10 protein-coding genes are annotated in these 13790 nt (G+C 40.2%); all 10 read right to left on the reverse strand.

The genetic code is table 11. The annotated features are described in order from the left end of the window. Positions 1-99: 99 nt before the first annotated feature. A complete protein-coding gene (locus B7E04_RS04995) occupies positions 100-2352 on the reverse strand; it encodes a T9SS type B sorting domain-containing protein (RefSeq protein ID WP_080777644.1) in 2253 nt (750 codons plus the stop codon). 159 nt (positions 2353-2511) lie between these two features. Further along, positions 2512-2988, reverse strand: a complete 477-nt coding sequence (gene rnhA, locus B7E04_RS05000; RefSeq protein ID WP_080777645.1) for a ribonuclease HI — start codon at positions 2986-2988, stop codon at positions 2512-2514. Positions 2989-3071: 83 nt separating this feature from the next. Next, a complete protein-coding gene (gene dnaB, locus B7E04_RS05005) occupies positions 3072-4664 on the reverse strand; it encodes a replicative DNA helicase (protein WP_080777646.1) in 1593 nt (530 codons plus the stop codon). A 225-nt stretch (positions 4665-4889) separates the two neighbouring features. After that, positions 4890-7007 (reverse strand): T9SS type B sorting domain-containing protein, encoded by a 2118-nt coding sequence (locus tag B7E04_RS05010; RefSeq protein ID WP_080777647.1) that lies wholly within the window; start codon positions 7005-7007, stop codon positions 4890-4892. A 103-nt stretch (positions 7008-7110) separates the two neighbouring features. After that, the gene (locus tag B7E04_RS05015; RefSeq protein ID WP_080777648.1) at positions 7111-9246 is read right to left on the reverse strand and encodes a T9SS type B sorting domain-containing protein; all 2136 of its coding nucleotides are present in this window, start codon (positions 9244-9246) and stop codon (positions 7111-7113) included. 91 nt (positions 9247-9337) lie between these two features. Next, the gene (locus B7E04_RS05020; RefSeq protein WP_080777649.1) at positions 9338-10573 is read right to left on the reverse strand and encodes an MFS transporter; all 1236 of its coding nucleotides are present in this window, start codon (positions 10571-10573) and stop codon (positions 9338-9340) included. 93 nt (positions 10574-10666) lie between these two features. After that, entirely contained in the window at positions 10667-11029 is a 363-nt protein-coding gene (locus tag B7E04_RS05025) for a hypothetical protein (RefSeq protein ID WP_080777650.1), read from the reverse strand. A 69-nt stretch (positions 11030-11098) separates the two neighbouring features. Then, positions 11099-12598: a GH3 auxin-responsive promoter family protein gene (locus B7E04_RS05030; RefSeq protein ID WP_080777651.1), complete on the reverse strand. Its 1500-nt coding sequence runs from the start codon at positions 12596-12598 to the stop codon at positions 11099-11101. A gap of 128 nt (positions 12599-12726) precedes the next feature. Beyond that, positions 12727-12975: a hypothetical protein gene (locus B7E04_RS05035; protein ID WP_080777652.1), complete on the reverse strand. Its 249-nt coding sequence runs from the start codon at positions 12973-12975 to the stop codon at positions 12727-12729. 180 nt (positions 12976-13155) lie between these two features. Further along, positions 13156-13548, reverse strand: coding sequence for a hypothetical protein (locus tag B7E04_RS05040; RefSeq protein ID WP_080777653.1), 393 nt, complete (start codon positions 13546-13548; stop codon positions 13156-13158). Positions 13549-13790 lie beyond the last annotated feature (242 nt).

Genomic DNA, 13790 nt, shown 5'->3' on the forward strand with positions numbered 1-13790 from the left:
CTGGTTTTTTCTTACGTAGAATAAAAAAATAAACCATTTTTATTTTTTAAATTGATATTATTAAAAAACACTCCGCTTTTGGAGTGTTTTTTAATGAGATTATTCTCTGTTTTTGACCAATACCCATCCGGAGTATTTTGTAAAGGTGTTATTTTTATCGTTTTCATTCCATGAGATGGAATACCAGTAAGTTCCTGTCAGAATCTTTTTACCGGATGCAGTTCCGTCCCATGTGAAATTTCGCATTTTGTTTGCTTCATACAGCTTATTACCGTATCTGTCGTATACTATAAACACCAGGTTTTTCTTATAAGCCAGTGCGGAATAGTCGATGACGTCATTCACGTTGTCTCCGTTAGGGGTAATTGCATTGATCAGATTCGGAACAGTAATTTGTACTTCTACAGGTTCGCAGTTATAAAAATCTTTAACATATATTTTGGCTTCGCCTCTGTGAAGTCCCGTAAATGTATTGGAGTCCTGCCAGTCGATCCCGTTCAGTGAATATTTGTACGGTGGAGTGCCACCGGAAACATTAACAGCTACCGTTGTATTATTAATATCAATGCTGGTAATCACTGGATTGGCAGATGCAATAACTTTGACAGGGTGTAACGTAATACAGTTTCCTGTTTTTAATTGTACCCAGTACAGACCTACGCCAACATTCTGGATAGAGGAAGTGGTAGCTCCTGTGCTCCATTCATAGCCGTCAAAGCCAGGTCCTGCATCAAGATCTGTTGTTCCGTCAATACAAACGATTTTATCTTTTAAAACTGAAGAATAAACAGGAGGCAGTACAATAAGGTTCACTTTAGCGATATTAAAACATCCGTTGGAATCAGTTACTTTTATATAGATAGAAGTGCTTACCGACATATAATTGGATGGATTTACAATTTCATTTGTTCCGCTTAAAGCATCAGCAGTGGTTAAATAATATTTTTTTGTAAACCCGCTCGTAAGTGTGGTTACATTAGCCGTAGTAAGATCAAATAGGGCATTTGTAACATTATTCTGTATAAAGCATGACCGCAGGGTGTCATCCTTCACAGGAGTTTCAGCGTAGAAGGTAAGGGTGATTTTTGCTGTTCCCGTACATCCCTGTGGAGTGGTAACCTTTACGTATACTATTCCGGGTGCAGAGGTATAGGCTGCAGGATTAGAAATTTCATTAGTACCTGCATTCAGGTCATCCAGCGTTTTATAATATTTTTTTGTGGCGCCTACCACATCGGTAACAGCTGCGGAATTAAGATTGAATACGCCTTTCCCTTGTTTGTTGTTATTACATGTTATTAAAGTCTTATCCAGAAGGGTAAGCGGAGCGAGTACAAGTTGTATTTTTCCGTCCGGATTGTCACATAATATTCCGGCGTTATCCTTTACAATAACCGTGATGGTTGTATTGGCATTGAACTGGAAATTCGTAGGGTTTGTAATGGGTGTTCCTCCCTGAAGATAGGTAAATGTATAATTGGAAGGAGTCGCTACAAACTGGGAGTTGAACGTTGTTAAATTCACTGTGGCGAATCCCGAACTTGGGTTCGGACAAAAGGACTGAGTGGCCGTAGCCTGTAAAATAGGGACCTTATCCGTATAAATTTTCACATTTTTGATGGAGTGTCTTGATCTTGCTCCTCCCGTAGAAGCCGAGAATCCAAAATAGCCTACAGTCATTGCAGCCGATGTGCCGGACGGAGCAAAAGACTGATCACAAATTACGGTACCGTCCAGGGTGATTTTTACAATCCAGTTAGCAGGAGCAGCAGGATCTACCTGAGCTGTAACTTCCACGTGTTTGTAGGTAGCTCCCTGGAAAGGCTGGGTGGTATTCAGGTCCGGAGAGTGGAAAGAAGATCCGGCAACATTAAAGAATTCTACGTTATTACTGTCGGTGGTATTGGCAACCTGGCCGTAAGCAACATGTATCTTGCTCATTGTAGCGGTCGTTGTATTGTTATAAGTATCGAAGCCTACAATAAATCCAACGGCATTTTGAGAAACCCCAAGACCGGAACCCAGGACACTGGCAACCGGGGGGTTGGCCAGATACCAGAAAGCAATTCCGTCACCATTGGAAGTTTGGTTGGAGTCCATTCTGAAATCAAATTCTACCCTCCACTTATCACAGTATTTTAAGTTGATGGGATCATTCAGCCTGATAGATCCGGACTGGTTATTGGTGTCCGGCGTAAGCTGGACAAAATCGCCGTTTACCTGTGCAGGGTTTACCATGGTCCATCCTGTTGTGTTAACAGGATTTCCGGTAAGCTGATAAGTCTGGGAAAACATTCCTCCTGACAGAAAAAGCAGAAAGAAGGAAATATAAGACAGTAAAAGTTTATTCATCGAATTGGGATTACTTTTTATTAGATGCTGTAAATATATTAAATCCCAATTAATTAATATGTATTTTATGTTAATTTTACCGAAAATGATATTAATATTTCAATAAATGATAGCATAAATCAGAAAGTATTGTATATAATACGTATCAATTTAGATTGATTAAAAAAGAGAATGGTCATCTATACCTTCAAAATAAGTGTCAATTTCCAGGTCCGAAGCAGCAGCAGCAGCTACTGCAAGCTTGTCGCAGAGTTCATTTTCAAAGTGCCCCGCATGGCCTTTTATCCAATGCATTTTAGGCTTGTGTTTGTTGTACATTTCGATAAATCTTTTCCAGAGATCGGGATTTTTTACGTTTTTCCAGCCTCTTTTGATCCATCCTGAAATCCAGTTCTGGTTCACGGCATCTGCCACATATTTGCTGTCTGTGTAGATATGAATATCGTTCTCCGAAGATTTTAGTTTTTCCATGGCCGTAATTACGGCAAGGAGCTCCATTCTGTTGTTGGTGGTTTTCCTGAAACCTTTGGAGAAAGTCTTCTGGTAATTCTTTTCGGGAACGCGCATGAGAATTCCATATCCTCCTTTTCCGGGATTTCCGCTGCAAGCTCCGTCGGTATATATTTCTATTCTCAAATTCAGATATAATCAGTTAATATTCCACTAAAGATAAGTGGAATGGTATTATTTAATATTGATGTATTAAAATTTCTGCAAATTTAGAACGGGAAGTCATCATCATCATCAAAATCATTCATGGAAGATCCTGAAAGCTTTGAACTGTCCGGCAGATCAAATGCAGCGCCCGGCTGGATGGTTGTTTTAATTTTATCAAATCCGCTTGGCTCATTAGATCCGAAATTGGAAGGATAGCCGCCACCCATTCCGCCATTCAATGCCGCTTCAATATCCCCGAATTTTGCAAAATGTTTCAGGAATGATAATCTCACATCGGCTGTGGCACCGTTTCTGTGTTTCGCGATAATCAGCTCGGCCTGGTTTTCGGTTGAGGTTTCCTGACCTTCTTCGTCGTTATCCCAAACCGCAATTTTATAATATTCCGGTCTGAAAATAAAGGATACGATATCCGCATCCTGCTCAATAGCTCCGGATTCCCTCAGGTCAGAAAGCTGAGGTCTTTTTCCGGGACGGGCTTCCACACTTCTCGATAGCTGGGACAGGGCAATAACAGGGACGTTAAGTTCTTTGGCGATGGCCTTTAGTGAACGGGAGATCATGGAAATTTCCTGCTCCCGGTTTCCAACTCCTTTTCCGCCGCCGCCGGCAGTCATCAGCTGAAGATAATCCACCATGATCAGTTTTACGCCATGCTGCATCACCAGTCTACGGCATTTTGCACGGAAATCGAATATGGAAAGTGAAGGGGTTTCATCTATAAACAACGGGGCGTTCTCAAGCTCGGATACGTTGGAGAAAAGTCTCTGCCATTCTTCATCGTCCAGGGTTCCTTTTCTCAGCTTTTCGGAAGAAATTTTCGTTTCGGAAGCAATCATCCTGGTGATGAGCTGTACAGATGCCATCTCCAGAGAGAAAAGTACCATGGGGATTTTGTGTCCTACAGCAATATTTCTTGCCATAGATAATAGGAATGCGGTTTTCCCCATTGCGGGACGGGCCGCTATAATGATAAGATCGGAATTCTGCCAACCTCCGGTCTCTTTGTCAATATCCCGGAATCCTGAAGGAACTCCTGAAAGCCCTTCTTTATCTTTTAAAGATTTAATAGTATCTATCGCCTGTTTTACCAAAGAATTAGCCGTGTCAAATCCTTTTTTAATCGTTCCGTTGGTAATTTCAAAGAATGACTGTTCAGCCTTATCCAGCAGTTCAAAAACATCGGTGGATTCTTTATAGGAAGAATCAATTACATTGGCGGAAACATTGATAAGGCTTCTTAAAATATATTTTTCAAGAATCACACGTACGTGGTATTCAATATGGGCAGATGAGCTTACCCCCATGGTAAGGTCAATGATATAATGATCACCACCGGCCAGGTTGAGTTTGTCTTCTTTTTTTAATTCCTGGATAATCGTCATCAGATCCACAGGATGGTTCCCTTCATATAATTTTAAGATGGTACCGAAAATAACCTGATGTCTCGGGTCGTAAAATACTTCCGGAGTAAGAAGGTCAATAGAGTGGTCAAGCCCTTTTTTATCAATCAAAAAAGTTCCTATAACCAGCCTTTCAAAATCTACAGCATTGGGAGGCATTTTTCCATCCGCAATAGACAGTTCTCTTGCAAAGTTTCCGTGTGTAAGGGATGATAATGTTTCTTTCTGCGCCATGATGCAAAGATAGTTTATTTACAAAAAATAATTAAAAAATAGTAACTAACAAGTTATCACCAAACTCCTGTAAGACACAATGGACAGAAAGCAAAGGAATGTTAGTAAAAAATTGGGGATCAAAAATAAAAAAATTCAATAAGTAATACTCTATGTAATTAAAATAATGCACAAAAAAAAGACTGCCGGCTAGAGCAGTCTTTTTTTATGATATATGAATGAAAATTATTCTTTATTCTTTAACAGGATCCATCCTGAATATTTCGTTTCAGTACTGTTCTTGTCATTTTCATTCCATGAGATCGTATACCAGTACGTTCCGGTAGGGAGTTTTTTGCCGGAAGCGGTTCCGTCCCATTTATAATCTCTTATTTTATTGGCTTCGTAAAGCTTATTTCCATACCTGTCATATACAATGAATACAAGATTATTCTTATAAGACAGAGCAGAATAATCGATATCATCATTTACCTTATCCCCGTTCGGAGTAATCGCATTGATCAGGTTCGGTACTGTAATGGTGATCTGGGTAGGGTTACAGTTGTAGGAATCCTTCACGAATATTTTGTTGTCTCCTCTTGGAAGTCCGCTGAAGGTATTAGATGCCTGCCAGTTAACACCGTCTATTGAATACATGTATGGAGGAGTTCCACCTGTAGCATTCACTGTAATCGTATTGTTGCTGATGTCTACACTTGAAATAACCGGCTGCTTGGAAGCGAAAACCGTTACATTCTGTAGCGTATAACATTCTCCGGTTTTCAGTTTTACCCAATATGCGCCTATTCCAACGTTGGTGATCGCCTGTGTAGTTTCCCCGGTGCTCCATTCATATCCGTCAAATCCCGGTCCTGCATCCAGTGTGGTTTTAGCTTCAGCACAGATGGTTTTATCTTTAAGAACTGCAGATTTTACCGGAGGCATTACCACTAATGTGATCTTGGCAATGTCGTAACACTGGTTAGCATTGGTTACTCTTACAAAAACTTCTGAGTTCGTAGAAAGGTAAGTGGAAGGATTGGTAATAGGGTTGGTTTCTGCCTTGGCATCAACCAAAGTTTTATAGAATTTCTTTGTTTGTCCTGCTACTGCTCCAACTTCAACCTGGGTAAGGTCAAATACGGCACGGGTGATATCGTTTTCAATATAACATCTTTCAAACGTTGCATCTCTTAAAGTGATTACCGGATGGAATGTAAGGGTAATATTGGCTATCGCAGTACATCCAAAGTCAGAGATCACCTTAGCATACACTATTTTTTGAGCTGAAATATAAGCGGTAGGATTTGTAATCTCATTGGTGTCGGCAGTAAGATCTGCAAGCGTAGGATAGTATTTTTTTGTACCACCTGCAAATACATTGGCGGTAGTAAGGTCAAACTTCCCGGTTCCTTCACTGTCATTATTACATGCGAAAATAGTTGCATTTGTTGCGGTTATACTTGCATTCACAAATTTAAACTTCCCGCTTATGAAGCATTTGTTGATCACGTTGTCCGGGTTATCAGGATCCAGATACCGGATTCTGTAGTAATAGGTTGTTGCCGCATTTACTGTTGCAATGTTAAGCGGGTCATCTCCTGTCACTACATCATTTACATTATCATGGTAAGTAACTTTGAAGTTAGGGCTGTTCCCATTAATGATCCCTGTGGTAAGCGTATTGAAATTAAATTGTGATGGAAGTCCGCATACCATAACCGTCGTTGGATCTGTTGGTGCAGCTCCCGGAATTCCTGGCGGAATAAAAGGATTAGGAGCAAGAACGGGATCGTTGAACGCAGAACTTAAGGTAGCAGTCCCTCCCCAGATCATCTTAAATCCATCCGGAGAACTTCTGAAGTTGTCAATAACCAGATAATAGGTTTCTCCGGCCAGTACTTCCATATATGGGCTCCATTCGTCATCGTTTCCTGCATTTCCGTTGGTGTTAGGCGGTGGCGGTGGCGGAAGGGTTAATGTCAATCCGGTATTACCGGTTGGAATACTTCCATAATAATTACATCTTACCGGCTTTACAAAAACATTGTTTGTATTTAAAGAAGTACATCCGTTTGTGGTAGGACCGTAAACTGCAAAATCGTAGTCATCGCTATTTACATTAGGATCTATCGTGAAAGTAAGTGTTCCGGAAGTTGCTATCGTGAAAGTATACCAAACTGAAAAGTTTTCATTATCATCCAGACATCCGTTAGTAGCCGTGTTTTCTAGAACAGAACCCGGTCCTGATGGAGTGTATGAAAGCTCAGAGTTTCCACAAATCGGAATGGCCGAAACACAATCGGACTGTGCATAAAACACCTGCGCGATAAATAAAATTAAAAGAAGTAATGTTTTTTTCATGTTTAAAATGATTTTTGTGAAACAAGATTTGAATAAAACAAAAGTTATCAGCATTTATGTTAAAAAAACCGCCCCGGAGAGCGGTTTTTAAGACTTTAAGGAATTATTCTCTATTTTTTACGACTAGCCATCCCGAAAACTTGAATGGCGTATTCTTTTTATCATTTTCATTCCACGTTACAGAATACCAGTAGGTTCCTGTTGGAATCTTTTTACCGGCTACTGTTCCGTCCCACTTATATCCGTTGGATTTGTCAGCCTGATGGATTTTGGTTCCGTATCTGTCAAACACACTGAATATTAGACCATTTTTCCCGGAAAGTGCCGAGTAATCAATTACGTCATTTACACCGTCACCATTTGGCGTGATTACGTTAATAAGGTTAGGTACCACTACTGTGATCACAATCGGTTCGCAGTCATAAGCATCTTTTACATAAATCTGATGATCTCCTCTCGCAAGATTGGTGAATACATTAGAGTCCTGCCAGTTGATATTATCCATTGAGTATTTGTATTCCGGAGCTCCTCCGATTACATTTACCGTGATGGTATTATTTGAGATATCAATATTTGAAACCACAGGCTGCTCGGAAGCGTATACTTTTACATGCTGTATAGCAATACAATCACCTGTTTTCAGTTTAACCCAATAAGTTCCTACGGCTACATTATTGATAGATTGCGTAGTGGCACCGGTGCTCCATTCATATCCGTTGAATCCAGGACCTGCATCCAGTGTTGTTTTATCTTCAACACATATAATTTTATCCTGAAGAACGCTTGAATAAACAGGAGCAAGCACCGTCAGCGTTACTTTTGCAATAGAATAACATCCCTGGGCATTGAATACTTTTACGTAAACTACACCTGTAGGAGCATCATAGGCTAAGAAATTGGTAATTTCACTGGTCCCGTTTTCCGCATCGGCTAAAGACCTGTAATATTTTTTGGTAGCTCCCACCAGGGTTGTTACCGTTGCATTGCTCAGATTAAATGTTCCTATGGAAGGGTTGCCTTCATGGAAACACGCTCTTAGAGAAGCTTCGGTTACCGTCACCAGAGGATGGAATTTAAGCGTAATTTCCGCTGTTGCCGTACATCCGAATTCATTTGTTGCCTTCACAAATATTTTTCCTTCTGCTGATACAAACTGATAGATAGCCGGACTTGTAATTTCGTTGGTCCCTGCATTCAGGTCGAACATCGTAGGATAATATTTTAAAACATGTGTAGGCTGGGCTCCTATAGCAGCAGTGGTAAGATCAAATACAGATGTACCTGAATAATTATTGCTGCAATTGGTCAGCGTGGCATTATTTAAAGTAAAGCTTGCATTTTTAAATTTGAACTTTCCTGTAATGAAACAGCCGTTCATAGGATTGTTTGGGTGTGCAGGATCCTGATAAACAATTCTGTAATAATAGGTTGTTGCAGGATTTGTGATCTCTGCAGTAATAGGGTTTCCGCCCGTAATTGCATCGTTGGTATTCTTGTGATACGTTACACGGAAGTTAGTACTGTTACCATTGATAATTCCTGCGCTCAGCGTGGTAAAGTCAAATGCTGTAGTGTTAGAACACTCCATTACTTCATTCGGGTCTGTAGGGTTAGCAGCAGGAAGTCCCGGAGTTACAAATGGGAACGGTGCCAGTGTAGGATCGTTGAATGCAGAACTTAAGCTTGCAGTTCCTGTCCAGGTTAATGAGAACCCATCCGGAGAACTTCTGAAGTTGTCTACTACCAGATAATACGTTTCACCTGCGTTCACTACCATATGCGGACTCCATTCGCTTTGGTTTCCTCCCATACCATTGGTGTTTGGAGGTGGCGGCGGTGGAATTGTTAATGACAATCCTGTATTCCCTGTGGTAGTACCACCCCAGTAGTTACATCTGAGAGGGGTTACAAAAATATTGTTATTATTCAGAGAAGTACAGCCGTTAGTTGTAGGGCCGTATACTGCAAAGTCATAATCATCACCATTCACATTAGGGTCAATAGTAAATGCCAGTGTTCCGGATGTAGCTGCAGTAAATGAGTACCATACGGAAAAGTGTTCATTGTCGGTATCACTCAGACAAGAGTTCGCACCAATGCCCTCCAGAACATTTCCCGGTCCGGAAGGGGTATAGGAAATATCTGAATTTCCGCAGATAGATATTGCACTAATACAGTCTGATTGGGCATATAAGATGCGCGAGCAGATGATTAGAAAAACGAGTAATGCTTTTTTCATAAAGGGGGATTTAAAAAAAACAAATATAAAAAATTATTAAAGTTAAATTAAAGTTTTTGTGATATATTTAATGAAATCAACATATTTTTGTCTAATAGTTCATTTTCCTCAACTTGGGATTGGTGCTTGCCACAAGAAGAGCTACCAGCACGGTCATGCTTCCTCCAAAGACTACAGACCGTACCACGCCTAGTAATTTTGCCATAAGCCCGCTTTCAAACTGTCCCATTTCATTGCTGGACATGATGAAGATGGAGTTCACACTCAGGACACGTCCTCTGATATGATCCGGGGTTTTCAGCTGTACGATGGTTCCGCGGATCACCACGGAAATCCCGTCCAGCATTCCACTCATTACCAGGAATATAAAAGAGAGCCAATAAAACTTTGAAAGCCCGAAACCAATGATGCAGAGCCCAAAACCGGCCACCACGGCCAGAAGGATCTTCCCCTGGTTCTTTCTTAACGGAACTATCGCCAAAAGCGTAATAATACACATGGAACCTATGTCGGAAGCAGCATTCAGAAGCCCGAAACCTTCAGCACCGACATCCAGAATATCAGTAGCAAATACAGGAATCATGGCTACAGCACCCCCGAATAAAACTGCAAACATATCAAGGCATAAAGCCCCGAGAATTTCTTTGGTCTTAAAAATGTAGGAAATTCCCTCACGCATGCTTTCCACCACTTTTACACTTTCTTTTTTATATTCGGAATGCTGCTGGTTCAGCTGCCAGAAGAATAGTGAGGCTATAAATATTAATGAAATAATGACTACCAATGTCCATTTTACCCCGAAATATCCAATCAGCAGACCACCCGCAGCATGCCCGCACACAGAGGAGATAAGGAACGTAGCCTGATTCAGCGTGATAGCATTCGGAAGATTTTCCTTTTTGACTATTTTTGGAATCATTGAAGGAACAATAGGTCCGATAAATGCCCGGGCAATCCCGGTGAAAAATATAACTCCATAGATAAAATAAGTGATTTCATGTCCGTTAAAATGCATTTCCACATTAAAGAAAGCCGGGATCAGCAGGAGGCCGATCAGAAAAATGTAAGCATAGTTACAGATCAGAAGGAGCTTCTTTTTTTCATTCATATCAATCACGTGACCGGCATACAGGGCACAGCTTACCGCAGGAATTACCTCTGAAAGTCCGATAAGGCCAATGGAAAAAGGATCTTTTGTTAACTGATATACCCACCATCCCAATAAAGTAGCAAGCATTCTGAAGGCTAAGACAATAAAAAATCTTCCCGTAAGAAGATTCCTGAATTCAACATTTTGCAATGTTTTTAACGGCGTAAAAGAAATCATGCACAAAAATAGCCCTAAAAATTCATTTAGGGCCGTTTGTATACTTTTTTTTTAAATGATAAATCAAATAGGGTCTGAAAGATAATATCTATTTTAGTCAGCTCTCAGGGAACCGATCACAATAGCTGCCACCCCAGCCGCTCCAATCACGGTAGCACCGGCAGTTACTCTGGCTTTGGATCTGTCTTTTACCGCTGCCACATTAGCTTTTGGAATGATTACCTCTGTACTGTCCTTCTTTCCTGCAGTCCCGATAAGGTTTTCCCCATCTGTATTTCGGAACAACATTTTCTGTTTTGGAGAACCATCTTTCATGGTAACAACATATATTTTCCCAGCTTGAAGATTAGAATAATTGTTTTTGGAGATATCCTCGCTGTACTTTGTGGTAGCGCAGGATGAAATCACAAATAAAGAGGTGAGTAAAGATGATTTTAAAAGTACAGATGCTCTCATTATTATTTTTTATTTTTCCAAATTTATAATTTTTTTCGAATATATGTTTTTTGAATTGAAAAAATATCTTTAAAGTTTATAAATTTCTAATAGATCTGCAATTTTTCTGTCATTCGCAAGTCTTGGCGTTTTATTCTGTCCGCCCAGTTTGCCCTGAGATTTGGCATATTCATGAAAGGCATTTTTTTTCAGTCTGCTGATATGCAGCTGCTGAAGAATATTTCCCGTAATCAGGTCATCATAGTATGTATTCCTCTCCCGGAGCTGATGATCCAGTTCATTTCTGAATACCTCAAGATCTTCCGGCTCCTTTTCAAATTCTATCAGCCACTCATGATAAGGAAGTCCTTCCGTAGGATTCACCTGCGGGGCAAGATGAAATTCCGTAACCTGCGCCGGGTGCTTTTCCAGTGCAGCCTTCATGGCTTCTTCCACTTCAAATCCAATCACGTGTTCCCCAAATGCTGAGGTGAAATGCTTCGTCCTTCCGCTCACCAGAATCCTGTAAGGGTCTTTGTTGATGAACCTTACCACATCGCCTATGGAATAGGCCCATAAACCGGAGTTTGTGGTAAGAATCAGTGCATAGTCTTTATGAAGTTCCACGTCTTTTAGAGTTAATCTTCGAGCTCCGGGCTTTCCATATTCTTCCAATGGGATAAATTCATAGAAAATTCCATGGTTGGTTAAAAGAAGAAGTCCTTCCTTCGTATAATCATCCTGAAAAGCAAAGAATCCCTCAGATGCCGGAAAGGTCTGGATGATATCCACTTTTCCGCCAAGCAGGTCTTCCATTTTATCACGATAAGGTTCATAGTTAACCCCACCGGTAACAAGCAGCTGAAGATTGGGGAAAAGCTGTTTGATCTTTTTACCATGCTTTTCAGTAAGTTTTTCAAAGTACATCACCAGCCATGGCGGAATTCCCGAAATCAGTGTCATGTTTTCATGTTCCGTTTCCTCAATGATTTTATCTACTTTGGCTTCCCAGTCTTCCATAATATTGGTGTTCCAGCTTGGCAGACGGTTTTTCTGAAGATAAGACGGGATGTGATGGGCTACAATTCCGGAAAGGCGCCCCGTTTTAATCCCGAAAACTTCTTCCATTTCGGGGCTTCCCTGGAGAAAGATCATTTTCCCGTTCACAAAATCAGCATTGTTCTTCTGCGCAATATAATGGAACAGGGCGCTCTGCGCACCCGCAATCTGAAACGGCATTCCCTCTTTGGAAATGGGAATATATTTTGATCCTGAAGTAGTGCCTGAGGTTTTTGCAAAATACTCCGGGGTTTCTGTCCATAGAATATTGGCTTGCCCTTTTTTTACCCTTTCTATATAAGGTTTAAGATCTTCATAATCGGCTACAGGAATTTTTTCCTGAAATTCCTTCACAGACCGGATGCTTTCAAAATCATGTTCCCTTCCGAAAAGGGTTTTCTGAGCCGTTTTTACCAAAGACAGTAAAAGGGCTTCCTGATTTTTTTCTGAATTTTTTTTGAATTCCCCGGTTTTCTGCACATGCTTTTTTGCCCAGACCAACGCCGCATTTTTCTTGAAGAAATTTAACATGCCTCAAATTTATAAATAAGTAGAGAATATAAAATCATTTTGAAAGGATATGATATTAAAAAAACCAGTGAATAGTTTCACCGGTTCTTCGAAATTTGATTATGAAAATAACAACTATATGTTAAAGTTTACTTGTTTTCCTTGTACCTCTTGTCTGGAGTGCCGTCTTTTTTCAGTTTTTTGTTTTCTTTATATCTTTTATCAGGCGTTCCGTCTTTCTTCATTTTGGCTGCGGGTTTGGCTGTTTTGACTTCAGGAGCTTTTACAGCTGTTTTCGTAGTTTGATGAGGGGCTGCAGCAGTTGCCGGAGCAGTCTGCTGGGCGGTGGCAAATCCTAGTCCTAGTGCCAGGGACATTGCTGTTAATAATTTTTTCATGAGGTGTACTGTTTGTTTTTGTTATGTAAAGGTATACAAAAAACGGGCTGAAAATCTTCTGTTAACAACCTTAACTAAAGTTTATTACTGCTTAAAAAAAACTTAAAGCTACAGACCAGGAAATAAAAAACCCACACTCATTAAGAGGGCGGGCTTGAAATATAGGTAAGAATAATTGATTTAACGTGTACAGTTGGCGGTCCAGGTTTTACCGTCTTTATTGTAAAGGATTTTCAGTTCATTGTTGTCAATTCTGATATAAGAAGTGGCTGTACCTCCTACCATCACAAGAACATTGTCTCCCTGTTGCTGGAATTCTACCCCGTTAAGATCCGGAATACCGTTGGAGAAGGCAAAGTTGTATTTCGTACCGCTGGCGATTTTGGTTACAAAAACACTTCCGTTATCTGTACTGTTATTGGTAGATCCGTCATTGTAAGAAACACTTCCTTTATACGTTCCTGCGAAGAAATCATTGTTTACAGGATCGTCATCCTTGCTGCACGAAGCAAATGATAATGCGGTGACAAATACCAGCATTAAAACTCCTAAAATTCTGATTGCTTTTTTCATAATATTATTTCTTTAAAAAGTTTGATAAGATGGAATTGCCAAACACTATGCCACCTGGCGGAATTGTGATTTATTTTAACTTTTAATTAGAAAAATTGGTAAAAAATTAAGATTTGGGTAGGTATTGGGTAGTTTATTTATGTTTTTGATAATTTCAGAATTCTGTACAAAGAAAAATATATCCGTATCTTTGCTATAGACAAACGGTTTCGGAATATTCCCGAAATCGCTTTTGTCGTTTA

This window comes from Chryseobacterium phocaeense (genome assembly GCF_900169075.1).
In the GTDB taxonomy this organism is placed as follows: domain Bacteria; phylum Bacteroidota; class Bacteroidia; order Flavobacteriales; family Weeksellaceae; genus Chryseobacterium; species Chryseobacterium phocaeense.

Bases quoted from the DNA above. Each gene is read 5' to 3' on its own strand.
- B7E04_RS05035 (WP_080777652.1), bottom strand. From the start codon at position 12,975: ATGAAAAAATTATTAACAGCAATGTCCCTGGCACTAGGACTAGGATTT.
- B7E04_RS05010 (WP_080777647.1), bottom strand. From the start codon at position 7,007: ATGAAAAAAACATTACTTCTTTTAATTTTATTTATCGCGCAGGTGTTT.
- dnaB (WP_080777646.1), bottom strand. From the start codon at position 4,664: ATGGCGCAGAAAGAAACATTATCATCCCTTACACACGGAAACTTTGCA.
- B7E04_RS05020 (WP_080777649.1), bottom strand. From the start codon at position 10,573: ATGATTTCTTTTACGCCGTTAAAAACATTGCAAAATGTTGAATTCAGG.
- B7E04_RS05025 (WP_080777650.1), bottom strand. From the start codon at position 11,029: ATGAGAGCATCTGTACTTTTAAAATCATCTTTACTCACCTCTTTATTT.
- B7E04_RS05040 (WP_080777653.1), bottom strand. From the start codon at position 13,548: ATGAAAAAAGCAATCAGAATTTTAGGAGTTTTAATGCTGGTATTTGTC.
- B7E04_RS05015 (WP_080777648.1), bottom strand. From the start codon at position 9,246: ATGAAAAAAGCATTACTCGTTTTTCTAATCATCTGCTCGCGCATCTTA.
- B7E04_RS04995 (WP_080777644.1), bottom strand. From the start codon at position 2,352: ATGAATAAACTTTTACTGTCTTATATTTCCTTCTTTCTGCTTTTTCTG.
- B7E04_RS05030 (WP_080777651.1), bottom strand. From the start codon at position 12,598: ATGTTAAATTTCTTCAAGAAAAATGCGGCGTTGGTCTGGGCAAAAAAG.